Annotated in this window: 23 protein-coding genes; 19 read left to right on the top strand and 4 right to left on the bottom strand. The window is 56.9% G+C overall.

The genetic code is table 11. From position 1 onward, the window contains the following. The first annotated feature begins 6 nt into the window (after positions 1–6). Positions 7–225, top strand: coding sequence for an aldo/keto reductase (locus BJI47_RS17815; RefSeq protein WP_088944995.1), 219 nt, complete (start codon positions 7–9; stop codon positions 223–225). A gap of 59 nt (positions 226–284) precedes the next feature. Here BJI47_RS17815 and BJI47_RS17810 read toward each other — a convergent pair whose 3' ends face one another. Next, positions 285–881: a TetR/AcrR family transcriptional regulator gene (locus tag BJI47_RS17810; RefSeq protein WP_176224945.1), complete on the bottom strand. Its 597-nt coding sequence runs from the start codon at positions 879–881 to the stop codon at positions 285–287. Positions 882–938: 57 nt separating this feature from the next. On the opposite strand from BJI47_RS17810, the gene BJI47_RS17805 reads away from it, so the two are divergent. From BJI47_RS17805 to BJI47_RS17790, 5 genes are all read left to right on the top strand, one after another. Further along, positions 939–1,370 carry a DUF1707 domain-containing protein gene (locus BJI47_RS17805; protein WP_176224944.1) on the top strand — a complete coding sequence of 144 codons (432 nt, stop codon included), beginning with the start codon at positions 939–941 and terminating at the stop codon, positions 1,368–1,370. A gap of 451 nt (positions 1,371–1,821) precedes the next feature. Further along, positions 1,822–3,375, top strand: a complete 1,554-nt coding sequence (locus BJI47_RS24770; RefSeq protein WP_254900669.1) for a hypothetical protein — start codon at positions 1,822–1,824, stop codon at positions 3,373–3,375. After that, positions 3,368–4,771, top strand: a complete 1,404-nt coding sequence (locus BJI47_RS17800) for a glycosyltransferase family 2 protein (protein ID WP_254900668.1) — start codon at positions 3,368–3,370, stop codon at positions 4,769–4,771. The genes BJI47_RS24770 and BJI47_RS17800 overlap by 8 nt, the downstream gene beginning before the upstream one ends. A gap of 23 nt (positions 4,772–4,794) precedes the next feature. After that, positions 4,795–6,756 carry a hypothetical protein gene (locus BJI47_RS17795; RefSeq protein WP_088944991.1) on the top strand — a complete coding sequence of 654 codons (1,962 nt, stop codon included), beginning with the start codon at positions 4,795–4,797 and terminating at the stop codon, positions 6,754–6,756. After that, positions 6,756–8,441, top strand: coding sequence for a hypothetical protein (locus BJI47_RS17790; protein WP_254900667.1), 1,686 nt, complete (start codon positions 6,756–6,758; stop codon positions 8,439–8,441). The genes BJI47_RS17795 and BJI47_RS17790 overlap by 1 nt, the downstream gene beginning before the upstream one ends. Here BJI47_RS17790 and BJI47_RS17785 read toward each other — a convergent pair. The 3 genes from BJI47_RS17785 to BJI47_RS17775 form a co-directional block, all read right to left on the bottom strand. Then, positions 8,414–8,623: a hypothetical protein gene (locus BJI47_RS17785; RefSeq protein ID WP_088944990.1), complete on the bottom strand. Its 210-nt coding sequence runs from the start codon at positions 8,621–8,623 to the stop codon at positions 8,414–8,416. The genes BJI47_RS17790 and BJI47_RS17785 overlap by 28 nt on opposite strands. Positions 8,624–8,891: 268 nt before the next feature. Then, positions 8,892–9,530, bottom strand: coding sequence for a class F sortase (locus tag BJI47_RS17780; RefSeq protein WP_217808558.1), 639 nt, complete (start codon positions 9,528–9,530; stop codon positions 8,892–8,894). An 80-nt stretch (positions 9,531–9,610) separates the two neighbouring features. Beyond that, complete coding sequence (locus BJI47_RS17775; protein WP_088944988.1) at positions 9,611–11,002, bottom strand: ice-binding family protein; 1,392 nt, start codon at positions 11,000–11,002, stop codon at positions 9,611–9,613. An 879-nt stretch (positions 11,003–11,881) separates the two neighbouring features. On the opposite strand from BJI47_RS17775, the gene BJI47_RS17770 reads away from it, so the two are divergent. From BJI47_RS17770 to BJI47_RS17715, 13 genes are all read left to right on the top strand, one after another. After that, the gene (locus BJI47_RS17770; RefSeq protein ID WP_088944987.1) at positions 11,882–13,201 is read left to right on the top strand and encodes a UDP-glucose/GDP-mannose dehydrogenase family protein; all 1,320 of its coding nucleotides are present in this window, start codon (positions 11,882–11,884) and stop codon (positions 13,199–13,201) included. Between the two features lie 630 nt (positions 13,202–13,831). After that, positions 13,832–15,313, top strand: a complete 1,482-nt coding sequence (locus BJI47_RS17765; RefSeq protein WP_088944986.1) for a sugar transferase — start codon at positions 13,832–13,834, stop codon at positions 15,311–15,313. A 78-nt stretch (positions 15,314–15,391) separates the two neighbouring features. Beyond that, complete coding sequence (locus tag BJI47_RS25050) at positions 15,392–16,210, top strand: glycosyltransferase (protein WP_088944985.1); 819 nt, start codon at positions 15,392–15,394, stop codon at positions 16,208–16,210. Between the two features lie 23 nt (positions 16,211–16,233). After that, positions 16,234–17,142 carry a glycosyltransferase gene (locus BJI47_RS23795; RefSeq protein WP_125458751.1) on the top strand — a complete coding sequence of 303 codons (909 nt, stop codon included), beginning with the start codon at positions 16,234–16,236 and terminating at the stop codon, positions 17,140–17,142. Next, positions 17,139–17,912, top strand: coding sequence for a glycosyltransferase family 2 protein (locus BJI47_RS17755; RefSeq protein ID WP_368655906.1), 774 nt, complete (start codon positions 17,139–17,141; stop codon positions 17,910–17,912). Before BJI47_RS23795 ends, BJI47_RS17755 begins: the two co-directional genes overlap by 4 nt. Beyond that, positions 17,909–18,991 (top strand): glycosyltransferase family 4 protein, encoded by a 1,083-nt coding sequence (locus tag BJI47_RS17750; RefSeq protein ID WP_088944983.1) that lies wholly within the window; start codon positions 17,909–17,911, stop codon positions 18,989–18,991. Before BJI47_RS17755 ends, BJI47_RS17750 begins: the two co-directional genes overlap by 4 nt. Then, positions 18,925–19,722, top strand: coding sequence for a WecB/TagA/CpsF family glycosyltransferase (locus BJI47_RS25045; RefSeq protein ID WP_088944982.1), 798 nt, complete (start codon positions 18,925–18,927; stop codon positions 19,720–19,722). Before BJI47_RS17750 ends, BJI47_RS25045 begins: the two co-directional genes overlap by 67 nt. Positions 19,723–19,998: 276 nt before the next feature. Next, entirely contained in the window at positions 19,999–21,360 is a 1,362-nt protein-coding gene (locus tag BJI47_RS17740; protein ID WP_176224941.1) for an O-antigen ligase family protein, read from the top strand. A gap of 50 nt (positions 21,361–21,410) precedes the next feature. Next, a complete protein-coding gene (locus BJI47_RS17735; RefSeq protein WP_088944980.1) occupies positions 21,411–22,658 on the top strand; it encodes an oligosaccharide flippase family protein in 1,248 nt (415 codons plus the stop codon). A gap of 120 nt (positions 22,659–22,778) precedes the next feature. Then, positions 22,779–23,867, top strand: a complete 1,089-nt coding sequence (locus BJI47_RS17730) for a glycosyltransferase (RefSeq protein WP_176224940.1) — start codon at positions 22,779–22,781, stop codon at positions 23,865–23,867. 55 nt (positions 23,868–23,922) lie between these two features. Then, positions 23,923–24,417 (top strand): DapH/DapD/GlmU-related protein, encoded by a 495-nt coding sequence (locus BJI47_RS25040; RefSeq protein ID WP_368655905.1) that lies wholly within the window; start codon positions 23,923–23,925, stop codon positions 24,415–24,417. A 308-nt stretch (positions 24,418–24,725) separates the two neighbouring features. Then, the gene (gene rfbA, locus BJI47_RS17720) at positions 24,726–25,595 is read left to right on the top strand and encodes a glucose-1-phosphate thymidylyltransferase RfbA (protein ID WP_088942946.1); all 870 of its coding nucleotides are present in this window, start codon (positions 24,726–24,728) and stop codon (positions 25,593–25,595) included. A gap of 11 nt (positions 25,596–25,606) precedes the next feature. Then, positions 25,607–26,194, top strand: coding sequence for a dTDP-4-dehydrorhamnose 3,5-epimerase family protein (locus BJI47_RS17715; RefSeq protein WP_088942945.1), 588 nt, complete (start codon positions 25,607–25,609; stop codon positions 26,192–26,194). Positions 26,195–26,196 lie beyond the last annotated feature (2 nt).

Raw genomic sequence — 26,196 nt, 5'->3', positions numbered from 1 at the left:
TGACATCTGTACGAGTGGCCATCGCGGTCTGATCGCCACGCCACGACGCCGGCAGCCATCGCGTTGGCGTGGGTGTTGGCGCAAAGGCAGCACGTCATCCCGATCCCGGGGACGACGAAGGCGGCTCACCTCGACGCCAATCTCGTTGCTGCGCAGCGCATCCTTACTGCAGAGGATCTCGATGTCCTCGACGGTGCACCTGACGCTGTCGGCCCACGCTACTGAGAAGAAGCTGGGACGGTGAGGGGACTCGAACCCCTTACCCCTTGCCTTGCTGTTGGGCGTCAGGTTCCAGGGGGTGGGAGGAGCCGATTGACTACCACGTCCAATGCGGCCAACGCCTCCACTTCTCTGCCCTCGTCGTAGAGCATTGTCAGCGCAAGACCGTCACTGGTTGCGATCAATGCATCTGCCACAGTTGAAGTTTCGATGTCGGCAGAAACGGCGCCTTGTCGTCGCCCCTCCTCGAGATACTCGGTGAGTGCTGCACGAATGTCGTTGTCGACTGCGATGGCGGCTTCGGAATACGGGCGATGTCCGATCGCTCGGACTGAAAACTCCGCCCAAATCCGGGCTTCGGCTCTTCGTTCGGCGTCGAGTGGGAGCGTGGCGAGCAACCAACTCCGCACGACGTCTACGAGGGTGCCGGTGCGATCGACCGACTGGAGCCTTGCTTCCACTCGTTCGCCCACGAGTTGTAGTGCGAATTCGAGCATGTCGTCCTTGGTGCGGAAGTACTTCTGGATTGCCCCGACGGAGCAGTCGGCGCGTTCAGCGACTGCTCGGATGTTTGTTCCGGCGAGGCCTTCGTCGGCGATCAATTCCAACAGCATGTTTCCGACATGTCGCCGTCGCTCGCTGGGGTCGTAGGTCTGGGGCACAACATTCAGCATAGAATACAAACGTATTCTATGCTGAATGTTGTCAGTGTCGATCGAATGGAGTCCGAAAACATGTCCGACTACCTGCCAACTCGCCGAGCCACCGACGCGGAACGCCTCGATGCAACTCTCCACCTCACGGATGCTCTGGCCAGGGGCGCTTTGAGTGGCGAGGAGTACAACGATCGGATCGAAGACGTGAACAGCGCCCGGTCGATCGATCAGATCACCGCCACTCTGATCGACCTTCCTCCTTTGCTACCGGCCACCACCGCAAGCGAAAAACGTACACGAGATGACCTGCGCGAGTGGCTCAGAGAGTGGCAGTACTGGGTCGGCGGTTCGGTGCTGATGGTGGGCATCTGGGGAGTGCAAAGTCTGATGGACGGATCTGCGATCAAGTTCTGGCCGGGACTGCCGATTGGAATTTGGGCGCTCGTGCTCATCGCGTGTGTGTTCTGGCCGAGCGAGGACCACGAAGGCCACTGACCAGTCAAGGTATCAACGATGGGTCGACGCCGGGCAGGTGTCGACCAAGCGCAGTGTTGGCCGATGCTGGCGTTGCTGCTGAGCGTGAGCATTCCGATGCTGGAACAGTGCAATCTGCAGCGTCGACCGGAATATCGCCGCGTCGTGGACCGAGTTTCTCGCGTCTTTTCCCGCCGGCTCAGAGACATCCCGGCTTGAATGGTTCATTCATACGAATGAATGTTTTCAGTGTGCCATTCAAGCGATCGGTGGAAAATAGTGCGCCGTGTAAAGCCCCCTCGCAATAAATGATCTTAAGTATTGATATTGCGCATCATTCGGTCTTGATGCCCGTTTCGTGCCGTTGGTGAGCTGCCTCACTAACGTGGATACCGTGCTGTACTTTTTCGATTTACTTGCTTTACTGCCTATGCAGTAATTCTCCGGTGCGCCACCCTGGCGGTGATCGGGCATGATGGCAAATGTCAAGGGGGAGCGCGATGTCGGCTGCGGTACGTCGGACGCGTCGATGACGTTGGACCAAACAGCTCACGTGCAGGCACCCGACAAAGAAGCTCTGCGTACGCGGATCTCTCGAAGTATCCGTGCTCCTAGGCAATTCACCCTTGTCGGTCGCTTTCTGCTCACTGCGGGGACGACGGCTATTGCATTCGCGCCGGTGATTTCCGCAAACTTTTTTGCAGTAGTCGACGGTGCGCCCACGCTCTATCTGGTTCTGTTGCCGATGTGGGTGGTCATGATCGGGTACGGAGTCGGTCAGGTCACTCAGGGGCGGGTCATCGACGACAAAGAATTGGACTGGATCGCGGCGCTGGTCATCTGCGTGGTGGTTATCGGATGCACGTATATGGCGATCCCACGACTCTTGGCGAGTGCGACGCTGTGGCACATCGAGCTGGTGCCAATTTTCGCGGTGGTCTTCTGCGGATGCATTCTCAATTTCGGCATCAGACGGGCGTTTCGCGGATGGCGCGTTATTCTGTTCACGGCGTTCTGCTTCCCGGGAACGGTAGTGCTCACCGCTGCGTACTTCGGCGGCACCCCCATGGTGTTCAGTCTCGTCGTCGCTGGTCTCAATACTCTTGCCGTGTGGTTTGCGATGGTGCGCCGGCCGGTGCGTTGGAGGTTGTCGTTCGCTGTGGCGGTGTGCACCGTTCTCGGCGCGGTGGCCTTGACACCGCTGTCGAGTACTGCGGGTCTGGTGGTTCCGTCCATCGTGACGTGTTGCTGCGCGGCCGCGTACGCGTTCTCTCGTCCGGGAGCCGGTAAACCCGCGGCGTATCTGGCGATGCCCCAACGGTCGCTGATTTCGGTGTTCGTGCTGGGTCTGGTGGCCTTGCTGGCGCTTGCGGTTCTTCCGGCTCCTGCTTCGAGGGTGCGCGAATCGGGCATGGCGACCGCCCCGACCGATTGGCTCGACAGCCTGGCGGATTCGAACAGTTTCACTGTGAGCGAGCAGGAACGGTTCGATTGGGGACCGGCAATTCTGGGACCCGGCGGCTCGGTAGTCCGGTACGAGTTGGACCTCGCCGGAGATCCTGAGCGAGTGATGTTTCTCGACGTGTTCACCGCCCGATCGGCGGGTGTTCTCTCCAGCTTCCGGGGTTCGATCTGGTACGCGTCGAATCCGCCGGCCCGTGTGAAGGAGAAGTTCGCCGAATTGGATCATGGTGTCGTAGTGGTGGGTTCGCAGAACGGTTCCGACGAGGTCAGTACTCCGAATGAACCACTGTGGGCAGCGCTGGGGTGGACGTGGAAGACACAGTCCGCCGACGACGGCAAGGTGTTCCAGCGCGTGTATCTCATGATGTCGAAGCGCGCGGATGAACCTCGCAACGTTCCCCGGCCGGAGATGCCGACGTTCGAGGGAACCGTACTTGGACCGATCGACTGGTTGGCTCGCCAACAGGGCAGCGCGGAGTGGGATTCGGGCCAGGAGAAGTACATGGACACCCTGGTGGAGACGCTCGAATCGATCCTGGCGAGCGGATCCTTCGGTGACTGACTACACCCAAGCACTGCCCGCCCGTTGGTCCGCGGCAGTGACATTCACACGTGGCCAGGTGATCGGACTGCTCGCGTGTGCGTTGGTGCTGTCGACGTCGCTGGTGTTGGCGACCGACAAAACACTGACCGCGATCGTCGTGGTCGTCAACCTGTATTACCTGGCATCCACCATCGACAAGACGTACCTGCTGCATCTCGGAATGACCAAGAGCGTTGCCGTGCGTGTGTCCGACGAGCGGGCGCTGGCTGTCCCCGATGACGAGTTACCCCACTACACAGTCCTGCTTCCGGTATTCGACGAACCCGAGATCGTTCGGACGCTGATGGACGGCGTCGGTCGGTTGAACTACCCGTCCGACAAGTTGGACATTCTGTTGCTGCTCGAAGCAGACGATTCCGCCACTATCGAGGCGTTCGAGCAAGGGCACGTAGGCGGTGTCACTCCGGTACTGGTGCCACCGAGCGAGCCCCGAACGAAACCGAAGGCCTGCAACTATGGAATGTCGCTCGAGTTGGAGCGCAGTGAGTACGCCACCATCTACGACGCCGAGGACATCCCTGATCCACTTCAATTGCGCAGAGCTGCAGTAATGTTCGCCGAGTCGCCATCGGAAGTAGCCTGCATTCAAGCCCGTCTCGGTTACTTCAACGAGAAGCAGAACATCCTGACCAAGTGGTTCGCCATGGAGTACGACCAGTGGTTCACCTACATGCTTCCCGCGCTTGCCCGACGCAAATGTGTCATTCCGCTCGGTGGAACCTCGAATCACTTCAGGAGCAGTGTGTGGCGAGAGCTGGGTGGTTGGGACTCCTTCAACGTGACCGAGGATGCCGACTTGGGAATTCGTCTGGCGCGTCACGGTTACCGGACGGCACTGATGGACTCGGTGACTCTCGAGGAAGCAAACAGTGATCCGGTCAATTGGATTCGTCAGCGTTCCCGGTGGTACAAGGGCTACTTGCAGACCTTTCTGGTGCACTTCCGTTCGCCGCGGGAACTGGTGCGTGAGATAGGCTTGGTTTCGACTCTGCGGTTTGCGAACACCACGCTGGGGATGCCGTTGAGCAACGTGATCAACTTGATCTTCTGGTCCAGCGTCTTGTTCTGGTACGTCGGGCATCCGGCGATCATGGAGACGCTCCTACCCGGCGCGATCTACTACGTCAGTCTGCTGCTCTTCACACTGGGGAACGTCGTCACACTGATGTTGGGGCTGATCTCTACGCGGGCAACCGACAAACCGTATCTTCTCCTCGCCGCGCTGACCGTGCCCGCGTACTGGGTCATGCAGGGGCTCGCGGCGGTCAAGGGGCTATTTCAACTCTTCTTCCGTGCTTCGTATTGGGAAAAAACTGTTCATGGCCTGTCGGACAATGGTGAGGGAAACAAGTGAATGCGATCTGTGGTCGAGTGAGAATGGCGTGCTCGGGTCTCGTAGTAGGACTGGTGCTTTCGCTGTCGATGGTGGGATTTGCGTCGACCGTCGACGCCCAGCCCTCCGAGTCGATCGAGGATCAGGACGGTGAGTCATTGGTTCTGAATTGGCCGTCGTTGGGTCTCGGATCCGAGATCGTCTTCGAGGCGGCTGACGTGGAACAGGCTGTGCAGGTCCCCGTTCCGGCCGGGAGCTCGATGCTCGCCTTGACCGGTCAGTTGCGCTCTCCTGTCGAACTCGGACGGGGATATCTCGAGGTCACGTCGGCCGACGGTCGTTTTCTCGGCTCGGCGGACATCCCTGACATCGAGTCGGGTCAGCGTGTGACTCCGTTCTCGATAGATCTCGCGGGTGCGGCCGTCGATGCCGCTGCTGGTGTGGCGACACTGCGGATGACCGTCAGGCCGCTCGACCGTTCGAGTGCGGTGTGTGGTGCGCCGCAGCGGCTGACGGCGGCCGACCTTGCGGTCAGTTTCATTGCTGCAGATCTAGTCCCGGAGACGGTGCAGCAGTTCTTTCCCTCGGTGCTCGATACCGTGGAGGTGTTCGTGGATCCGGAGCCGACGACCGCCGAGAAGGAGAGTGTGTTGACTCTGGCTGCGGCCCTGGTGCATCGGTACGGCCCCATTCCAGTGCAGATATCGGTACGGCCTTTGGGGCGGACGGCGCCGGTCCCTGTCGGTGGTGGTGGGTTGACCCGTTCGGTCGTGGTGCGCGACGACACCGAGCCGGCGGCCAGTATCACCGATACCGGCGCGGGGTCCGTTCTCGTTCTCAACGGAACCGGTTCTTCGCTGGCCGATCAGGTCGGGGTGTTCACTGCCGGTCTCGACCGAATCGTTCAGGTCCGGTCCGCAACGGTGACCAATCTGGAAGCTGATGAGATCCTGGGTATCGACACCTTGACCTTCGAGCAGCTCGGCGCCGTCGCATCGACGTCGGTTCTCGGCTCGGCGCAACTGTTTTCGGGCTTCGACTCCAGTTCCTTCGGGCTGACTCAGCCCGGCAGTATGAAGGTGCATCTGATGGCCGATTACACCCCGGTGTCCGACGCCACCGCCACTGCCACTATTTCTGCCGGTGGTCAGGTGATGCATGCGCAAGAGTTGGATTCCTCCGGCCGAGTGGACACGACGTTCACCGTCGCCGGCGGGGCCATCGCCCGCACCGTCGGCCTCAATGTGGCCCTGACCTACAGCCCGACTGCCGGGTGCACTCCGTTCACTGCTCCGATCCAGTTTTCGATCGACCCGGAGTCGACGGTCACGGTGTCCGGAAGTAGCGGCGGCACCGGCGGATTCAAATCCCTACCCACCAGCCTCATGCCGACCTTCCAGGTCGCGTTCGACGAGCAGGACCCGGAAGCCGATGGCGTGCTGGGATTGTCCTACGCGACGCGCGTGGTGGCGTCGATGCAGACCACCGCGAACGCGGTGATGCGGCCGATGGTTGCACCGATGGACGAGGTCGTCGGTAGCGGCATGGGAGCTCTGGTGGTGGCCGATGCGGACTCACTCGGAGCGGCGGGGATATCGGCGCCGTTGGCTGTCGCCGAGGGGGCGGTGAAGATCTCGAACGATCAAGGCGTGACTATGGACGTCGACGGCGGAATCGGGTCTTTGCAGGTCTTTGCGGAAGGCGATCGGACCGTCGTAGCAATCACGACGACGGGGGAGTGGTCCCTGGTCGGGCCGGTCCTCGACCGAGCTACTGCCGGTGGAAGTTGGGCGGATCTGTCCGGCGACGTCGTCGCTGCTGGTCTCGGCGGTGAGGCCGTGCCGATGACAGTGATGAGCGACGGACCGGCAGGCGCGGTGTCAGGACCGGAGCGTGGGTGGGTGACGTGGCTCTGGATCGGAGCGTCGGCCGTGGTTGTCGCTGCGGCCGTGATGGTGGCCGGGTTGTGGATGGATCGACGTCGTAAACGAGCGGCGTCCCGGTAGTGACGGTAACGGACGTTCGGCGATCCGAGACCCCGATCATCGCTGAACCTGCACGGCACGAGGGTGTCTGGACCTATGCACTGTTCCTCCCGTGTGCGGTGCTCTACAGCGTCGTCGGCTACCTGCTGGCATCGACATACAACCTGATCGACGGCGACGGTCCTTCTCGCGTGGCCAATGCGGGCTACACAATCTTCAGCCGTGACCCGCATCTGGGTGCGATCGGGTTCGTGTGGAATCCACTACCGAGCGTCGTCGAGATCCCGTTGCTGTTGCTGACTCCGGTGTGGCCGGAGATGAAGACGCTGGGTTTGGCAGGTGTGGTGCAGAGTGCGGTATTCATGGCGCTCGCGGTGGTGGCCGTTCGTCGTATTGCGTTGGACCGGAACGTGCCTCGGGTATGGCGGTGGCTCGCCGTAGCCACCTTCGCCCTCAATCCCATGATCATCGAGTACGGCGCGACGGGGTTGAGCGAGGCCGCGTTCATCTTCTTCGTCGTCGTTGCTGTTCGACGGTTGTTGTTGTGGATGACTACTCACGACGTGCTCGATTTGGCGTGGGCGGGTTTCGCGATCGGAGCGAGTTATCTGGTGCGTTACGACGCGCTCAGTGTGGCGGCGGCAGCAGTGGTGGGTGTGTTTCTGGTGACCTGGTTGCGTTATCGGGGTACCGCCGGAAACAAGGGGGCTCTGGGGACAGCTCTGCACGACGGCGTGATCGTGGGATTGCCCTCGGCGGCAGCATTCGTGGTCTGGGCAGTTGCCGGGTGGGTCTTGACCGGGGAGGCGATTTCGCAGATCACCTCCCCCTACGGAAACTCCTCGCAGGTATCGGTGGCTGCGGTGAACCAAGGCGGGAGCGGTGTGGACCTGGCCGCGGCCGGTGGCGAAATTCTCGCTCGAATCTTCGGCATGCAGCCGTTGCTGCTCGTGGTGTTGGCTGTTGCAGCTGTTGTCGCACAAAGACAACGACGCCTCGACTCCTTCGTCCCTACCGCCCTGTTCGGCGGGGTGATCATCTTTCAGGCCGCGGCTCAAATCACCGGTACCACCTTCGGGTGGTTCAGGTTCTACATCTTTGTCATTCCGCTTGTGGTCATCACGATTTTGACGTGGTGGTCACCGGCAACAGTGAGTGCGCGGAGTGCGTCGGGATGGGCTCGGCATCTGCCCGGTGTGGCCATGCTCGTCGTCGCGGTGACGTCCATTCCGGTCACCTGGATATCGATGCTGAACCCGGCAGTGGGGAATCAGAGTGTGCAGTTCGGTTTGCGGTCGATTGTGTCGCCCTCGACGAATCCGATGGACCAGGAGTACTACTTTCAACTTTTCCAGGACGACCGGGCGATCGCCGAGTGGCTCGATCGGCAGAATCTGCCAGAAGGATCGGTACTTTCCGATAGCTTCCAGAGTTGGGGAATCTGGCTATCGTCGAACCGGCCCGACCAATTCGTGATCACCAGCGACTTCGATTTCTTCGCGGTTCTCAACGACCCCGCAGCGAGTGGCATCAGGTACATCTTGGTCTCCGATCCCGTGGCGGACGGAGGCATGGATGCCATCAACACGCGGTATCCCAGTTTGTGGGAGGACGGAGCGGGCCTCGGTGCTCGGGAGATGAGCGTGGTGGGTCCGGGCGGCATGATCCGCTGGCGAATCTATTCGGTGGACGCACCCGGCGGCTGACGGTTGGCGAAGTGGTCTACGCATGCGGCTTGGATCTGGCGAACGAGTACAACGGTCAACGGTGCCACTGCGATCAACGCCACCCATGCGACCGGCGACAAGGCCGATAGCGGGCGCGTTGTCGCCGTCTGCCCGATTGTGGTGTCGTAGAGTCCGGCCACGGCCGGGGCACGCAGCGACATGGGCTCGTCAGAAACATTCGGGCGAATGACTTGGTTTGACGCTCAATCACCGGCATGATGACTTCTTATGTACAAAGTGCGCAGACGTAGCGTCTTCCTCAGACCCCGCATGATCGACGTCTACATCGGGCTCGCCGGCGGCGGCATCGTAGCGGCCGGGATGCTTGCGATGAGCCTGCGCTGAACTGAGCTCTCGAATGGCTGTGCAGGTCGGGGTGGAATCCGCCCGACCTGCACAGTGATTCGACTGTAATCAGTCGGCGGGCTTCTAGGTGAGTGCGGCGTAGACGACGATGTTGTCGTCGTAACTGCCGGCACCATCGTCGAATGCACCGCCGCAGGTGATCAACCTGAGTCCGGGATAGTCAATATCGCCGTAGACCGATGCCGTCGGGAATTCGGCCTTGGGATACTGCTCGACATCGGAGATTGTGAAGGTCTGCACGGTGTCATCCTGACGGCTGACGATGACGCTGTCCCCGCTGCTGAGTTCACGAAGCCGATAGAAGATCCCCGGGCTCCCGGCCCAGTCGACATGCCCAGTGATGATCGACGGCCCCAGCTCGCCCGGTGTGGGTGAGCCGTCGTACCAACCGCCGGGGAACCCCTCCGCCGGCACCTCCATGGTGCCGTCGGATTTCAAGCCCAGTCCGATGAGGTCGGAATCGACGCCGATGGCGGGGATTTCGATCCGTATCGGTATTGACGCCGACGCAGCAGGCGCGCCGGCTGCTTTGTCGACGACGTCCGCATCCCCCGTAGGCAGGAGTGCAGGTGCGTCCGGTGGCGTAGCGGCCGACGAGGCAGAAGCAGAGGAGTCGACCAACGACGACGGCTGCCCGACGATGGACCCATCGGGTTCTGCCGGGGCACTGCAACCGGTGACCAAGGCCAGTGCAAGCGCCACGGCTACGGCGAACCCTCCTACTGCGCCCCGACGTCGGGACGCAGTAGGACGATCACTCAATTCTGAGCGATGCGAGAACATCAGCTGCCGTTGGTGTTTCGGTGCTGTCGCCTGGCAACTATCAGTGCGGCTCCACCGACGAGGGCCGCGGCAGAAATCCAGATCGGTGCCCAGTGGCGCGTATCGCCTTGGCTGATCGTGCTGCCGTCACCGGTCTCGACTCCGCCGTTGGGTATCTGGGTGATCTGACCACCCGGTGCATTGGTGCTCGGGCCGCCGTTAGGAGCTGGCGACTGTGGAGCTTCGGGTGTTCCTGGTGTGTGCGGAACCTCGGGAACTGTAGGTACGCCCGGCACGGTGGGCACGCCTGGCACTGTAGGTACGCCAGGGATTGTGGGTACGCCCGGCAAGGTCGGAACCCCGGGAATCGGCGGGATCGTGATTACCGGTGGGACCCCAGGAATCGTAGGTACGCCGGGGATTGTCGGGATGGTGATGACTGGCGGTGCGGTCGTGGTGGTGGTGATCGGCGGTGCGGTCGTGGTGGTGGTGATCGGCGGTGTGGTCGTGGTGGTGGTGATCGGCGGTGTGGTCGTGGTGGTGGTGACCGGCGGGGTAGTAGTCGGCGGCTCTGTCGTTGTCGTAACCGGTGGCTCCGTCGTCGTAACCGGTGGCTCCGTCGTTGTAGTGGGCGGCGTGGTGGTTGTAGTGGGCGGCGTGGAGCATATCGGCCGGGTGATCGTGTTCGTATCCAGTGCGACTTGACCGTTGCGCGCCAGGATTCGGCCCTCGACTGTGGCGCCTGTTTGCAGGGTGATCGAGGTGAGCGCCATGATCGTGCCCACGAACGTGGTGGTCGTGCCCAGCGTGGCGGAGCTGCCGACTTGCCAGAAGACGTTGCACGGGTCTGCACCGCCGATGAGGTCGACGGTGCTGTTCGGTGCGGTGATCAGCGTCGAACCTGCTTGGAAGATGAAGACGGCCGCCGGATCGGATTGGGCATCCAAGGTGACTGTCCCGGTCAGTCCGAGTGCAGAGTCCGCTTTGTACACCCCGGGAGCGAGGGTTTGCCCACCGAGATCGGAAGATACCAATGTCGGCGGCGTCCGCCCTGCCGCGTCGTTGTATGCGGTGGTCAGATCAGCCTGCGCTTGCAGCGCCGGGGCATCAGCGGAGTGGATGACGCCATCGTTGACCAGGCCCGGTGGGAATCCGGTCACGGCTGTACCGGGGCTGACCCCGAGATCGCCCGAGACCATGGATGGGCCGGTATTGGTGACCGTAGTACCGGCCAGAACTGCATAGCTGTCTGCAGTTCCCAGACCCACCGGTGGGGTGGCTGCACCTGCCGTCGCATTGGGCAGTATCAATAGCGCAGCGGTTCCCAACGCAAGGATACCGACCGATGGTATGGCAAAAAATCGATAACGATGGGTGAAATTCGCATTCAATGCAGAACGTGGTTGTGGCATATGTAGTCCCTTTTTTGCGGCGGCATATTTGAACCGCACACCGGCGTCCCCCGACTAGCCGGATTTGTACGTTGAATGAGCCTTCACGGCCGGCGACGCTTTGCTGCGCCTGGTGTGGAGGCGCTGGTCATCGAGGTTCCGTACGGGCGGACGTGCAGCGGCGCATGGGCCGAATCTGGTGTAGTCCGATGAGCGACAGATGGAGAAATGGCGTCGGACTACGCGCTGGGTGCGTCAGGGATTTCCTCCTAAATCCGTGTGTAGACGTTTTACACATTAGGCATACAATTTCTTAAAAATCGCGGAATTCGATCGGTTCACAGGTTTGTTTCAACGAAGCCAAACGGGCTTTATGGAGAATTGTTGCCCGAGGGCTCAAGTTCGGGTGAATTCCCATTTCCGCTCTCATCGTAGAAACCAAGCCATTTACTTGCTTTAGGCGCGATGGGCACTCCTGGAGTTGAGGGTCCAAGTGTCGTATTGCTGGGCGAGTCTTCGCGCTGAGGCCTCAGTGCGATGATCGCGGGTCTGCTGTATCTGCCGAAAAAACGATGCGTGAGAATGTGACATGCATTACATGAAGTAATTGAAGCTGAAATCAAGAAACGAATTCATTCAACTGAACGACAGTTGAAACCTTTGAGACGCCCGGTTGTACCATCGATTCTGACCTGTTGCCCCGCTGGTGATCTCGCGGTAAGACGCCGTGTCGGTTGCGTCATCCTTGCCCGATTGGCAGTGGTTGTTCCGGCGCGCACTTTGTCACATCTGGCCCTTAGGATGTGCGAGAGCAATGACTTGTCATCGACGTCATGCGCTCGACTTCGCGTTCATACTGTTCGCGATTCACATTCGGCCTCTGAAATAGGAAGACTGTCCATGCGAATTACCGTGTTCGGAACCGGCTACCTCGGCGCGACCCATGCGGCGTGTATGGCGGAGCTGGGGCATGAGGTCCTCGGAGTCGACGTCGATCCGGCCAAGCTCGCCAAGCTCGAGGCCGGCGAGGTGCCGTTCTATGAGCCGGGGCTCGAAGAGGTTCTTCAGCGCAACATCGCGGCGGGCCGTCTGAAGTTCACCTCCTCCTATGAAGAGGCTGCAGAGTTCGCCGAGGTCCACTTCCTCGGTGTCGGCACACCGCAGAAGAAGGGCGAGTTCGCTGCCGACATGATTTATGTCGACGCGGTCATCGAGCAGCTCGCGCCTCTGCTCACCAAGCCGGCCGTCATCTTCGGTAAGTCGACGGTCCCGGTCGGCACAGCTGCCAGGCTCGCGACACGAGCCCGGGAGCTCGCCCCGGTGGGCGAAGAGGTCGAGGTGGCGTGGAATCCGGAGTTCCTCCGTGAGGGCTACGCCGTCAAGGACACCTTGCATCCGGATCGACTGGTGTTGGGCGTGGACAAGGCGCGTCCCGGCCGCGCTGAGGAATTGGCGCGCGAGGTGTACGCGCAGCTGCTCGAAGAGCAGATTCCTTTCCTTGTCACCGATCTGGCGACGGCCGAGCTGGTCAAGGCATCGGCCAATGCCTTCCTTGCTACCAAGATCTCGTTCATCAACGCGATCGCCGAGGTCTGCGAAGCCGCAGGCGCTGACGTGACAGTGCTGGCAGATGCCATCGGACATGATGACCGCATCGGCCGTAAGTTCCTCAACGCCGGAATCGGTTTCGGTGGCGGATGTCTGCCCAAGGACATCCGCGCTTTCATGGCTAGGGCCGGTGAGCTGGGCGCTGACCAGGCGTTGACGTTCCTGCGCGAGGTCGACAACATCAACATGCGAAGGCGGACCCGCATGGTGGAGTTGGCCAGAGAAGCCTGCGGGTCCCTGTTGGGGGCCAGAGTGGCAGTGCTCGGGGCCGCCTTCAAGCCTGATTCCGACGACGTGCGCGATTCCCCTGCCCTCAACGTGGCTGGTCAGATCCAACTGCAGGGTGCAGCGGTCAATGTGTACGACCCGAAGGCAATGGACAACTCACGAGCTCTGTTTCCGACACTCGGCTACAGCACCTCGGCGCTCGAAGCGTGCGAAGGCGCGGATGTAGTACTGGTGTTGACGGAATGGAAGGAGTTCAAGGCGCTGAAGCCCAAGGACCTCGACAGTGTGGTTCGGGCGAAAACCTTGATCGACGGCCGAAACTGCCTCGATCCGGTGCAGTGGCGCGACGCTGGATGGACATACCGCGGGCTTGGGCGTCCGTAAAGCAAAGCTGACATTCTTAATAGCGATTTAACAGTCGCGACAATGTCTGTCCAGGGCCAAAAGAACTTGCGTCATTCAATCGTATGAATCGGCGTCAAGATTGTTTTCCACTGCATGGAAACCGTCAGAATGACCGTTAATCTGGCAATCTAACCGCATTGTCAATGTTTCCAGTTACGAAAATTTATCGCGCGCGACCGCGGTTGCCTGCTCGTTTTGTAGCGTTGTGGTGGGCTCTGGCGGCTATGTGTCGCTGTAGCTCCTTTCAGGAAAACGCTTGTCACGGTGCAAGATTGCTGGTCGGGACGGCTTGCGTGCGTGGGTGTAACAGTCCCTCGCGTTCGTTCGATGAGTAGTGTGGGCTGATCTTTATACGCGCTATGCTCGCGGTCCGCGTAGTCGGTGTGGTAAACCAATTAGGCCACGTAATTAAACTGTGATGTGACTCACTTGGCGAGTCGAACTTCAGGCAACGTGCGAAAATTGGAATGCTCGAGCAGTCGGGCTGAAGTACGTACCTTCATGCCAATGTGGAATTGAATCGTCGGGGTTCGCAGGCAATCGTTGACAGTCCCCCCAAGGCTGTCGCAGTACCGTGAGGAGGGGGAGTCGGTGGCAACACTGGGATCAATGCGGCAGGCTTCGAATGCAGTATCGCCAGGCAAGCCGGCGTGGCGGGAACGGCGGTTGACCTCTCGCCGGGTGTGGGAACACCAGTACATGGACAGGCTCCGAGTTACCGATGTCCTGGTTGTCATAGCTGCCGTTGCACTGGCACAGTTGATCCGGTTCGGCGAACTGCATACCACAGCTATGCTGAGTTACACAGGAGTCTCTGTTGGCCTCGCAGGGCTCTGGATTGCGTTCCTTGCTATCTTCCGTACCCGTTCGACCCGGGTGATCGGGAACGGCGCCGAGGAGTACCGGCGGATCGTCTCGGCTACCTTCCGGCTCTTCGGTGTCATCGCGATTCTGTCGCTTCTGTTCAAGATCGACATCGCTCGCCTCTACCTCGCGATCGCGTTCCCGGTCGGTCTCTTGGGCCTCCTAGTCAGTCGATGGTTGTGGCGGAAGGGGGTCGCTGCCAAGCGCAGCAAAGGCAAGTATCAGACGGCTGTTCTCATCGTCGGTAGCCGCACGGCCGCGGTCTCGATGGCCAAGCAGTTCGAGAGATCGCCCGGGGCAGGGTACAGCGTGGTCGGTATTTGCCTGCCGGGCTTTGAGCCCAAGCGCGATGCAGCCATCGTCGATGGCTACGAGATCCCGGTGCTCGGAGACGAGCACAGCGTTGCCGAGGCCATCGAACTCTCCGGCGCGGACACCGTTGCTGTGACTGCCACCGAGCATCTTGGAACCAAGGGAATCCGCAAGATGGTCTGGGATTTAGAGAAGAAGAACGTCGACCTCGTGGTGGCTCCCGGTGTTGTTGACGTAGCGGGTCCTCGGTTGGTTATGCGCCCGGTCGCCGGTTTCCCGTTGATCCACGTCGAAAAGCCTCAGTACAACGGCGCCAAACGCTTCAGCAAGACGGCTTTCGATTTGATTTTCGCCACGGTCGTGCTTGTGCTGATCTCGCCGATACTGTTGGCGACCGCCATTGCAGTGAAGACAACAAGCCGTGGCCCGGTGTTCTACAAGTCGGAGCGAATGGGCATCGACGGCAAACCGTTCCCGATGATCAAGTTCCGCAGCATGATCCAGAACGCCGACAAACAGGTTGACACCCTCCTCGCGCAGAATGATAGTTCCGGCGGTGTGCTGTTCAAGATGCGTGAAGATCCACGGGTAACAGGAGTCGGACGGTTCATGCGGAAGTTCAGCATCGATGAGTTGCCACAGTTCTTGAACGTCCTCCGCCGTGAAATGAGTGTGGTTGGCCCCCGCCCGCCACTGCGTCGCGAGGTTGAGACCTATGACGGAGACGTTCGACGCAGATTGTTGGTCAAGCCAGGGATCACTGGGCTTTGGCAGGTAAGTGGACGGTCAGACCTATCTTGGGAAGAGACTGTGCGACTAGATTTATCGTACGTCGAAAACTGGTCGATGGTGGGGGACTTGCTTATCATTGCAAAGACCGTAAAGGCAGTGGCAGGTAGCGACGGAGCGTATTAGGAAATCACCCCGAACCTGCAGTAAAAGGTTAAGTAGCGGGCCAGTGGCGTTGTCTGAACCGAAGTGAAAGGAATCTATATGTCGGGATCGGCCAATGACTGCGTTTCTCAGACGAACGTCGACATACTCGTTTTGACCTATAACAGTAATGAAGACATTAGGGGTTTTTGGCACCACCTTATCGATACGTCGCCCCCGAATTGGAAATACTACTTCCGCGATAATGGAGGCACGGCCGAGGCCCTCGGGGAAATTCCGCGAACTGCCCGCGTCGATGTAACAAGCGGAGCCAACGTCGGCTTCGCTAAAGGAATTAACGCGCTGCTAGCCCGGTCTGAGGCGCCGTACGTGGCTATTATAAATCCAGATGTAGAGTTTGAACCCAAGATTCTATTGCGAATGATCGAAACTCTTGAGAACGAGAAGGGCATCAGTGTTATTGGCCCGCGGCTTTATCGACTCGATGGATCCCACGCCAGCGATGCCAGATACTTACCTACTCTCAGTGATCTAGCGCTACGTCGGATGCGTGAAGTAGACCGCGGGGGCCCCGGACTTGCATCCGCCGGCTGGTTGAGCGGCGCATTCATGGTGTGGCGTCGCCCCGACCTTCTTGCTCTGAAGGGTTTCGACGAGAAGTTCTTTATGTTTTGGGAAGATGTCGATCTCAGCAGGCGCGCTGGGCCGCATGCAGTGTATGTCCAGAACTCAGTTAGCGCGCTTCACCGAGTCGGAGGGAGTCACAAAATGTCGACCGCTGCGGCCGAATACTCAAAAATAAGCCGAAGGCATTACGCACGTGAATCTTTCGGCTGGCAAGGCGTTGTAGCAGCGAGGGTAGCGGAGTGCGTTGAACAAGCAGTAGCGCTCAGAGATGGCATACGAGGCCGATTGTGAAAATACTTTACGATGGACGCAGTATGGCAGATACGACCGGAGTTGGGCGGGTTAGCCGCGCTCTTCTATTTGAGCTCAAGAAACGAACAGAACTGCATATTGATACTATCTCGGAGAAAAATGTTGGCACAGGGATCAAAGCAAGAACGAGACTGCTTTCAGATTTAATTACTGCCCAAGGCGACTGGATGCTTGTACCACGTCTAGCGATGCTGCCATCTCGCGTCAAACGCAACGCTGCTCTCGTTCATGATCTGCGAAGTCTTGACGAATCTGAGGGAAACGGTCTTCTGTTTCGGGAGCGCAAGGCTCTCAAGAAGCTCGACACGGTTTTTACGGTCAGCGACTTTACCGCTGAGCGTGTGACACATCACTTCCCAGCGGCGCGCGTCGTCTCACTTGACATGGGTGCGATGGATATCACGTCAAACCGCACCCCGACGAAGACACTACTTTACGTCGCCGCTAACCGGCCGCATAAGAGGGTCAATGATCTGACTAGGGCGTGGTCGGTGTCAGGGCTTCACAAACACGGTTGGACCTTGAGAATCATCACCAATGCGCCACGATCCTCAGCAGAGGGAATAGTGCATCTGTCCGCTTTGACTAACGGGCAGATGGAAATGGAATTTCGTAAGTGCGGAGGATACGTCCACGTCTCAAACTATGAAGGGCTGGGGTTGCCTATCTTGCAAGCAATTGCATCAGGAATACCAACTATTTCTACAGCTTTACCGACTTTGAGTCGTTCCTTATCTGAAGATTCACAACTATTACCCGAAGCAACTGTTGGAGAGATTGCACAAAAAATGGTGGACTTGACAAACGCAATCGAGCTAGATGGCGGAAAACGGTATTCGTCACCGAATCCCACCGGCGCGGGGACCAATTGGGATGCCACAATTACAAATCTGATAAGTGGGCTTCAGTGATTGCAGTGGTGGTCGTGACACACAACAGCGCTGCGGTACTCCCAAGGTTCATTGGGGCTCTTGAAGTCGGCCAATCGACGAGCCTGATCCGGGTGATACGCGTCGATAATGGCAGCAGCGATCAACTTGAATTACTAAGCCAGACCATCCCAGTCACGAACATATGGCAAAGTAACTCAGGATTTGGTGCGGGCTGTAACCGTGGTTGGCGCGACGCTCAGGATTGCGAGTTCGTGGTCTTTGTCAATCCCGACGCATACATAAGCGCTGATAATGTGATGTTGCTTGCGCGGACTTTGGATGAAAATCCCTCCATTGGCGTAGTCGCGCCGTACATATCGGACTCGGACTCCCTCTCAAAGATGATGGGACCGCCTTGGCGGACGCGTAGGTACCCCGTTGGACAACCTTTATCAACACCGCACTTAATTCGCGCGGCATGCATGTCGGGTAGCTGTTTCGCGATACGGACCGACACCCTCAAAGCGATGGGTGGGTTCGACGAACGTTTTTTTATGTACTGCGAAGAGAATGACCTATTTAAACGAGTTCAAGATTCCGGCCATATAGTAGCAGTTGACACCAGCATTGTTGTCGAGCATGAGGGTGAGGCTGGGTCCGTTGCTAAAGGATTTAACCGGTCTCTTCAACGCGAAATCAGCAAAAAGATATTTTATCGAAAGCATTATTCTCTCATCGAGTATATCGTAATGCGAGGAATCGGAAAAATTCGAGCTTGCAAGAGCTCCAGAGAAAAACGGTCAAAATGAGAGTTTTAAGAATATTCCATGGCGGTGTGGTTGAACGCTATCAGAGCCGAGACGAAGAACTAGCGCGCGATGGGACCGTCGTTCGATTGATTGTCCCTACTCGGTACCGCGAACTTCCTGACTTCACCATTGGGAGGCCCCGAAAGCGCGATCTACTTGAGGTCACTACGTGCAAGACCACGGGCCCGCTCCGAAACCCTCTCTGGTGGTACCGGATTGCAGAGCTGCGCAAGCAGATTGATCAATTTTCGCCCGATGTGATCGATGTGCACGAGGAACCATACTCCCTGGCAATGTGGAGTGTCCTCCGATCCATACCGGAACACGTACCTATGATCTTCAGATCTAGCCAAAATGTATTCAAAAGTTACCCACTGCCATTTTCTCGAATCCAAACCCGTGCATTTGAAAGAAGTAGTGCAGCTTATGTCCCCTCACTGCAAGCAATGGACGTGCTGAAGAGAAAAGGCTACAAACAAATAGTTGAAGTTGTGGGCAACGGCGTGGATGTTCCAGAAGATGAAAAAATGTCTCTGACGAAACATATAGGGGTTGTCCAACTAATTTTTGCTGGCAGGTACACGGAGCGCAAAGGATTCGACGATCTGATCCAGGCTGGGGCCGACATCGACGGGCTTCGCATCCACCTTGCAGGCGGTGAGTTACCTGCTGACGTCGTGCTGCCAGAGAACTTCACAGACCACGGAATTCTTAGCTATAACGATCTAACTAAATTGTTCGTGAACTGCCAGGCTATATGCGTTCCTAGCCATGTATTACCAGGGTGGACGGAACAGTTTTGCCGCAGCCTCGTCGAGGGAATGTCACGATACCTGGCCCCGATCATTAGCACAAGTGGTGCCTTGGCTGAGGTAGCGCCGCATGGCGCAATAGTATTCCCTGCTGGGTCGCCTTCGGCTCTACGCGTCGCGCTCTTAAGCCTTGCGCAGATGCCAAAAGACGAGCTGCATTTACTCAGGATAGCATCTCGCGAAAAGTCGGAAAATTACTCATGGCCACACACTTCATCTCAAATTCGAAGCCTCTATGCTTCGGCAATCAAGGAGCATATCCGATGAGAGTTGAACTCGGTTACGGATTTGTGGACTTGATAGAGTGGGGAACACTTCGCGATTTTGACTCAGGTCAGATTAGTACTGTTGCTCCATGGCAGCTTTGGTTGGCTCGTCGGGATCAACGTTACCGCGAGACCCTCCGCGAATCGCACTTAATTGCCCCAGACGGGAACGGCGTCTGCCTATTGCTTAGGCTGTATGGGATAAATCAGAAGAGAATAACCGGTAGAGAAATTGCTCAGGCTGTCTATCAGTCTGACATTTGGTCTGGCAGAACACGGATCGTGGTCGGGGGTTCCCCGGAGGCCGTCGAAGTACTGAATAAGCGCGAAGGGTTGACGGCATTTGGAGGCGACTTTTCGAGCAAAACCATCGATGATCGAATCGCCGAGTTGTCCAATTGGATTTCGCAGGCTGAAGATAGGGCAAGGGCGGTTCTCATCGTTGCTCTTGGAAGTCCGCGCCAGGAATATTTATGCCGTCAGATATGCCTAAGACATCCAGGTCTGATCGCAATAGGTGTTGGAGGTGCCGTTGAAGTTATTGCGGGTACCGTGCTATCTCCGCCCATCTGGGTTACAAAATATCGTTTAGAATTTGCATATCGAGCAATAAAGTTGCCACATCTTCGTAAGCGGGTCGGCCAAGCGCTTTGTGAATGTGGTCGACTAGCAATTAATCTAAGCATAGATCGAGGATTTAAATCCTGGCGGAAACCTGATGTTAGTTGGTAATTGATCCGCGACGCCATTGGCGATGTGCACGGCGGGGACCGAAACGCAAGGAGGCTAGGGAGTGTGCGGACGCGTAGACAAATGCGGACGGTGTCGCGGCCCCTGTTTCAGGGCGCGAGATTTCAAAGTTCATGACAGAAAAGATGGTTCACGATTCCTGGCTCGAAGTGGAGGTAAATAGTGGTTACAGGTATCGGCTGGGCCAAACCACCCCATATGGGGTGGAAAGACCTCAGTTGGGGAGGTTTGCAAGCGGCTAAGGATCGCCGACACCCGTTGGCATCTGTAGTGGCGATCTTTGTTGTAGTAGCATTTGGCACAGGATACTTGGCTACGCAGAGTGTAACTATTGCGCTGGCACCCGCAGCATTAGCCTATACGATGATGGCTCCACGATTTGTCATCATATTCTCCACATTTTGGGTAATCCTGTGTCGGCCAGGATTTGAGCTTATTAAAACCACAGTAGGTGGTGTTCTCCTCACTGAAGTCGACGCGCTAATTGTTTTGTCGATTATTGCTGGATCCGTCATATTGGTAACCCGTTCGCCTGGGATGCACGAGTATCGTGTCTATATACCCCTTGCGCTAGGGTGGCCGGCGTTTCTTATCTTTAGATTAATCGAGCCCGCCACAGATACCTTCAAGTTCATATCGCCGTTTTTGGACTTGCGGCTTTTAACCGCGTACGCAATGGCGCTTCCTGCATTGCTACTTGTGCGTGAAATGGGGCGGGAACGCGCAATCCGGGGGCTTGTACTGTTGGGTTACATTGCGTGCACTGTTGGTATTGTTGGTTGGATTCTTTGTAACAGCGGGATTATCGGGTTGGGGCAGAACTCCTTTTGGAGTATCACTGCTAACCCGTTAGTATCGCGGCCGGGTGGTGAAATTCTCATTCCGATCGTGATTTGCTTCGCGATTTTGAATCCGCAACTAGGTCAGCTTAAGAACCGATATATTTCATCAGCATTGATTATCGGCGCAGTCTTAGCGAGTCAAACCTTGAGCCTTGTTGCAGCTTCGGTTGCTGCCGTCATGGTTGGAATAGTGATATCGCGAAAGCAGGTGCCGTTCGTCCGAAAATTTGTAGTTGTGGGGGCTCTTGCGGTGATCTTACTGGTCTTCAGCGGCGTGCTCGGATCGGAAAGTCGTTTCAATCTCGATGCTCGTGTCGATGAAAATTCCGCGCAGTATCGGGTCGAGGAGGTGGACACGATTTTCTCCAAGTTCGCTGGTGATCCATTCCTGGTAGCCATAGGATCTGGGCCTGGCTCAGTCGTCAACTTCTCGGGCAAAGTGATCAGTGTAGAGAAGCGTGACACGCATAATGTATATATCTCGATTTATCTGAAAACTGGTCTAATCGGAGTTCTTCTCTTTCTTACACCGTTTGCATATGGTATGTGGCGGGGGCTCAGGTGCCAATCTCTGACGGGTCGTTCGGCTGGCGTCAGCGTCTTGGCGGTCCTCGTTTTGAGTATAAGCGTCCCCTTTGCTTGGACTGTATCTGGACTTACCGTGCTCTTGCTGTTGTCCGCTCTATGCGTAACGGGCTTGCAAGAAACGCACTCGATTGGGAGTAGGTTGCCCGTACGCACAGAGAAGTCGACCGCATCTTTGAGCAGTAGAGCTTGACTCATAGGTTGGTAAGGCCAAAGCCACAGATCTCGCCCATCCTTCGCAGGATGACCAGTTCAAGTGCCATACTTGTGTTAGCCAACTTCGGTGGTCTGGGGCTCGGGATCATATCCGCAGCACTTCAGGCGAGACTGTTAGGACCGGAAGGCCGGGGTCTCATTGCTACTGCCGTGGTGCCAGCCACGATCTTTATGGCGTTGCTGACAGTTGGGCTTCCAGATTTTTACGCAAGGAAGGCTGCGCAGTCAGAGCCGCGTAAGTCGATGGCATCTGAGTCACTAATATTTTCACTTTTAATTGGTGGTTTAGTTTTTGTGCCGGTACTAGCCTATGCAAATTTTGTTGCGAGTGACCTCCCAGTAGTGTTTCTTCTGCTTTTCCTGTACGGTGCGTTTTCTCCTGTATTTATTTACGGCTTTATTGCAGTTGCAGTAGCGTCCGGATTTGGGGATTGGCGTATTGTCGCAATCGTTAAGCTATTACCTGGTATCGTCACCGTGTTTGGTTTGATTATTCTATACATTTCGGGTGCTACCGTTCTGACTGTGGGCCTTGTGATCTTCACCTCGGCTGTCATAGGGGCCGTGACTGGTATCTGTGCGGTGAGTTTCTTCGGTGTTCAGAAGGTTTCCTTGTCTTCGATGAAGGAAGCTGTCAGCTTTTCAATGCGCAGTGGATCTACTGGTACAATTGCGTTCTTGAATCAACGGATCGATATTCTAATTCTGACCGTGGTTGCCACCAAAATAGAGCTGGGTTATTATGCAGTCGCGATTACCCTTGCATCACTTCCTGCTAGTGTCGGGATTGCATTTGCGCTTCCGATCAGGAACAGGGTGTCGCAAGGTGAGCACCGCGGCGTGGCTGCGGCTAGCGCAATGGGGCTCCTAGCCACGACGGTTCTCTCGACCCTTATTATTGTTACCTTGCCGTTTCTAGTCCCTTTTGTTCTAGGTGCCGATTACCTTCCGTCTATTCCCATTATGGCCGTTTTACTGTGTGCACAATTGCCCTTGTGTTGCATAGTAATTCTGACGGGAGCCTTGGTGGGAGTTGGTCGTCCAGGTTCACTTATTTTGGGTGAAGTTGCCACGTTTTTGGTGGCGTTCGCAGGGATATCGTTGTTGGTTCCACATTACGGTGCTATTGCAGCTGCGATAGCGACCTTGGTATCAAAGGTTCCCAGCTTGGCGTGGGCTGTTGCAATGTGTAGAAGGTATGTTTCGGACGATGCAGTTTGGAAGTATTTTATCCCGACTAGAGAGTCAGCGCGTCTGGTTAAGGTAAAGCCGTGATCGTACAGCCAGCGCATATTACATGGTCGCTAGCTTTCCACGCTGTTAAACTTCGATCTATTTATTCGCTGGGATGCCGACAGTCGAGGGGTTCAAATGTCATATAGTAATACTGGTGCCATGCCAACTATCGCAATAGTTCACGACTATCTTACTCAGCGGGGAGGTGCAGAGAGGGTAGTGCTTGAACTTGTGCGTCTATTTCCAGACGCGGTTGTTTATACCAGCTTCTATAATCCTGACACGACGTTTCCTGAGTTTAAGAAAGCCCATGTGATAGTTTCGAGGTACAACAAGTTGTCAATGTTTCGAAATGATCCGCGTTTAGCATTTCTGTTTCTTCCGTGGATTTTTTCGAGGTTCAAGATAGATGCCGATTATGTAATCTGTAGTACATCGGGATGGAGCCAGTACGTCCGCACTCGTGGAACTAAGGTTGCATACTGCCACACGCCGGCTCGTTGGTTTTGGGCTTCGTCCGACTATTTTGGCAGTTTAAGTCGTCCGTTGCGGGCTATCGCGATTGCTGTTATGCGGATAGTGAGGATAATCGATATCTGGAGCTCCAGATCGGTCGACATTTTCGTCGCAAATTCTTCCATTTCGCGAGACAGAATTCAACATGCGTACGCTCGTGATTCGATAGTTTTGCATCCGCCTTTCTCCGCGGTTCTGACGGTTGAGCAGGTTGACATCCCTTTCGAGTGTCATGATTTCTATTTGACTGTCGGCCGTCCTCGTGGCTATAAGAATACTGATGTCGTGCTGGATGCCTTTAAGAACTACACAGATAGAAATTTGATAGTGGTGGGGGACGGTTGGGAAGAGCAAATCCAAGGCCATGATCGAGTGGTTGCACTCAGTGGTTTGACGGACCGTCAGTTGTGGTGGTTGTACGCAAACTGTGCGGGGCTCGTGGCTGTCGCGAATGAGGATTTTGGTTTAACGCCAATTGAAGCATTCTCTGTAGGGACGCCAGTGATTGCACTTCGTGCGGGTGGGTATCTAGATACATGTTCAGAAAATTTGAATTGTATATTTGTAGGTGACTTAACCGCTCGATCTGTCGCGGAATCCGTATCCATCGCGGCCAAAACTGATTGGGATAAAAAAAGAATAGCAGACTCAGCATTGCGATTCTCGGGAGAGGTGTTCGACGCTTGTCTATTGGGAATTATTGAAGCACACGATGAAGGTGAAGGCTTATAGTCACTCGCTTATGTGTGTCTTGGCCTGATGATTTTATAGTAGAAAGAGATATTTTATGGGGTTTCAACGGTTGATGCGGGACTTAACTATTAATGGAGTTTGTTCATCTGCTTTGGTGCCGCGTAAAATACGGTGGCGGGCGCTCCGGTTTCTTGGCCTAGATATTGAGGGTGCCTGCACTGTCTCACCGAATTGTTGGTTTGGTGGAAATAATGTTGCGATCGGACTTAATGCGACCATTAATTACGGTTGCTTCTTTGACAATAGTGCGCGGATTACGGTTGGTAGAAGTTGTGATGTCGGAATGAACGTTTTGTTTATCACTGGTACTCATGAAATTGGGCCGCGATCGCGCAGAGCGGGCAAGTCTGTCGCTGCGCCCATTGTTGTAGAAGACGGGTGTTGGATAGGTGCTGGGGCGATATTAATGCCAGGAGTGGTTGTCGGTAGCGGGTGCGTCATTGGGGCCGGATCGCTGGTTACGAGTGATTGTCGACCGGGGTTCCTGTATGTGGGATCCCCTGCAGTCGCAAAACGGGACCTTAAGTAGTCACGATTGCTTGTCTGTAGAAAAATTAGATGCTATTTGGCAGGGTGTGGGTAGGTCTGGGCGCGGTCGCAGTTGGTTGATAGCAGGTAACTGTGCTTTCTTGTTGCGTAGGCCTATGGGCAACCCTGTGTTACTCATAGCTACCGATCCTGGTGCGGATTCCCCTGCCGAATTGTTTTAGATGCGACTGGGGTTGCGAAGTCACGCATCGGGTGGTGGCCTTTCGGTTGCCGATCTGAGGTGCTGAATGCGTTCTTTTGATCGCGCAGTCGATGTGCAAACTATTGCTATCTGGGAGACTTCCGAATATGCGTGGAATTGTTCTGGCGGGCGGTACCGGGTCGCGTCTTCATCCGATCACGATGGGCATCAGCAAGCAGTTGGTGCCGGTGTACGACAAGCCGATGATCTACTACCCACTCTCGACGCTGATCTTGGCCAATATCCGCGACATTCTGATCATCACCACCGAACAGGATTCGCAGCAGTTCCAACGTCTGCTCGGTGACGGCTCCCAGTTCGGCATCAACCTGACCTACAAGGTTCAGCACGAGCCGAACGGCCTCGCTCAAGCGTTCGTCCTCGGAGCGGAGCATATCGGCTCCGACAGTGCCGCTTTGGTGCTCGGTGACAACATTTTCTACGGTCCCGGACTGGGCTCGCAGCTGGACCGATTCGATGACATCGACGGCGGCGCGGTCTTCGCTTACGAGGTGAAAGATCCCAGCGCGTACGGCGTCATCGAATTCGACGCCGCCGGCAAAGCGATCTCGTTGGAAGAGAAGCCGAAGGTCCCGAAGTCGAACTTCTCCGTCCCCGGCCTGTACTTCTACGACAACGACGTGCTCGCCATCGCCCGCGATCTTCAGCCGTCGGCGCGCGGCGAATACGAGATCACCGACGTCAACCGGCACTACCTCGACGCCGGGCGTCTTGCCGTGGAAGTGTTGCCCCGAGGGACGGCATGGCTCGATACCGGCACCTTCGATTCGCTACTGGATGCTTCCAATTATGTGCGCACCATCGAGCAACGGCAGGGCCTGAAAATTGGTTCACCGGAAGAAGTGTCGTGGCGGCGGGGATTCATCACCGACGATCAGCTGCGGGAACGGGCAACCAAGCTCGTCAAATCCGGGTACGGGCAATACCTGCTCGACCTCGTCGACCGCGGCAAGTAGAGGATCTGCAGATGAGTTTTCGTGAATTGAAAATCCCCGGTGCCTTCGAATTCACCCCGCGTCAGTTCGGTGACGATCGTGGCGTGTTCTTCGAATGGTTCAAATCCTCGGACTTCGAACAGGCCGTCGGGCGGCCGTTGGATTTGGCGCAGGCGAACTGCTCCGTTTCGGCAGCCGGGGTACTGCGCGGTATCCATTTCACCGACACCCCTCCCGGTCAGGCGAAGTACGTCACCTGCACCAAGGGTGCGTTTCTGGATGTGATCGTCGATCTGCGGGTCGGGTCGCCGACATTCGGGACCTGGGACAGCGTGCTGATCGACGACGTCGACCGTCGTGCGGTGTATCTCCCGGAAGGCCTCGGGCATGCGATCTTGTCGCTCGAAGACGGCTCGACGGTGATGTACCTGTGCTCGATCGAATACACCCCGGCTTTGGATCGCGACATGAATCCGCTCGATACCGATCTGGCGATCGACTGGCCCACCCTCGCTCGCGACGGCTCACCGCTCGAGTACCAGCTCTCCGACAAAGACAAAGCTGCGCCCTCACTCGCGCAGGCCATCGACGCCGGATACTTGCCGACCTACACAGCCTGAGC

Origin of the sequence: Rhodococcus sp. 1168 (assembly GCF_002091955.1) — a bacterium.
GTDB lineage: Bacteria > Actinomycetota > Actinomycetes > Mycobacteriales > Mycobacteriaceae > Rhodococcoides.
Note: the sequence above shows the minus strand (reverse complement) of the source record. Positions and strands in the feature narration are given on the sequence as shown.

Bases quoted from the DNA above. Each gene is read 5' to 3' on its own strand.
- BJI47_RS25040 (WP_368655905.1), top strand. From the start codon at position 23,923: ATGGGGTTTCAACGGTTGATGCGGGACTTAACTATTAATGGAGTTTGT.
- BJI47_RS17730 (WP_176224940.1), top strand. From the start codon at position 22,779: ATGCCAACTATCGCAATAGTTCACGACTATCTTACTCAGCGGGGAGGT.
- BJI47_RS17715 (WP_088942945.1), top strand. From the start codon at position 25,607: ATGAGTTTTCGTGAATTGAAAATCCCCGGTGCCTTCGAATTCACCCCG.
- BJI47_RS17775 (WP_088944988.1), bottom strand. From the start codon at position 11,002: ATGCCACAACCACGTTCTGCATTGAATGCGAATTTCACCCATCGTTAT.
- BJI47_RS17795 (WP_088944991.1), top strand. From the start codon at position 4,795: ATGGCGTGCTCGGGTCTCGTAGTAGGACTGGTGCTTTCGCTGTCGATG.
- BJI47_RS17735 (WP_088944980.1), top strand. From the start codon at position 21,411: ATGACCAGTTCAAGTGCCATACTTGTGTTAGCCAACTTCGGTGGTCTG.
- rfbA (WP_088942946.1), top strand. From the start codon at position 24,726: ATGCGTGGAATTGTTCTGGCGGGCGGTACCGGGTCGCGTCTTCATCCG.
- BJI47_RS23795 (WP_125458751.1), top strand. From the start codon at position 16,234: ATGGCAGATACGACCGGAGTTGGGCGGGTTAGCCGCGCTCTTCTATTT.
- BJI47_RS24770 (WP_254900669.1), top strand. From the start codon at position 1,822: ATGATGGCAAATGTCAAGGGGGAGCGCGATGTCGGCTGCGGTACGTCG.
- BJI47_RS25050 (WP_088944985.1), top strand. From the start codon at position 15,392: ATGTCGGGATCGGCCAATGACTGCGTTTCTCAGACGAACGTCGACATA.
- BJI47_RS17785 (WP_088944990.1), bottom strand. From the start codon at position 8,623: ATGTCGCTGCGTGCCCCGGCCGTGGCCGGACTCTACGACACCACAATC.
- BJI47_RS17765 (WP_088944986.1), top strand. From the start codon at position 13,832: ATGCGGCAGGCTTCGAATGCAGTATCGCCAGGCAAGCCGGCGTGGCGG.
- BJI47_RS17805 (WP_176224944.1), top strand. From the start codon at position 939: ATGGAGTCCGAAAACATGTCCGACTACCTGCCAACTCGCCGAGCCACC.
- BJI47_RS17770 (WP_088944987.1), top strand. From the start codon at position 11,882: ATGCGAATTACCGTGTTCGGAACCGGCTACCTCGGCGCGACCCATGCG.
- BJI47_RS17750 (WP_088944983.1), top strand. From the start codon at position 17,909: ATGAGAGTTTTAAGAATATTCCATGGCGGTGTGGTTGAACGCTATCAG.
- BJI47_RS25045 (WP_088944982.1), top strand. From the start codon at position 18,925: ATGGCCACACACTTCATCTCAAATTCGAAGCCTCTATGCTTCGGCAAT.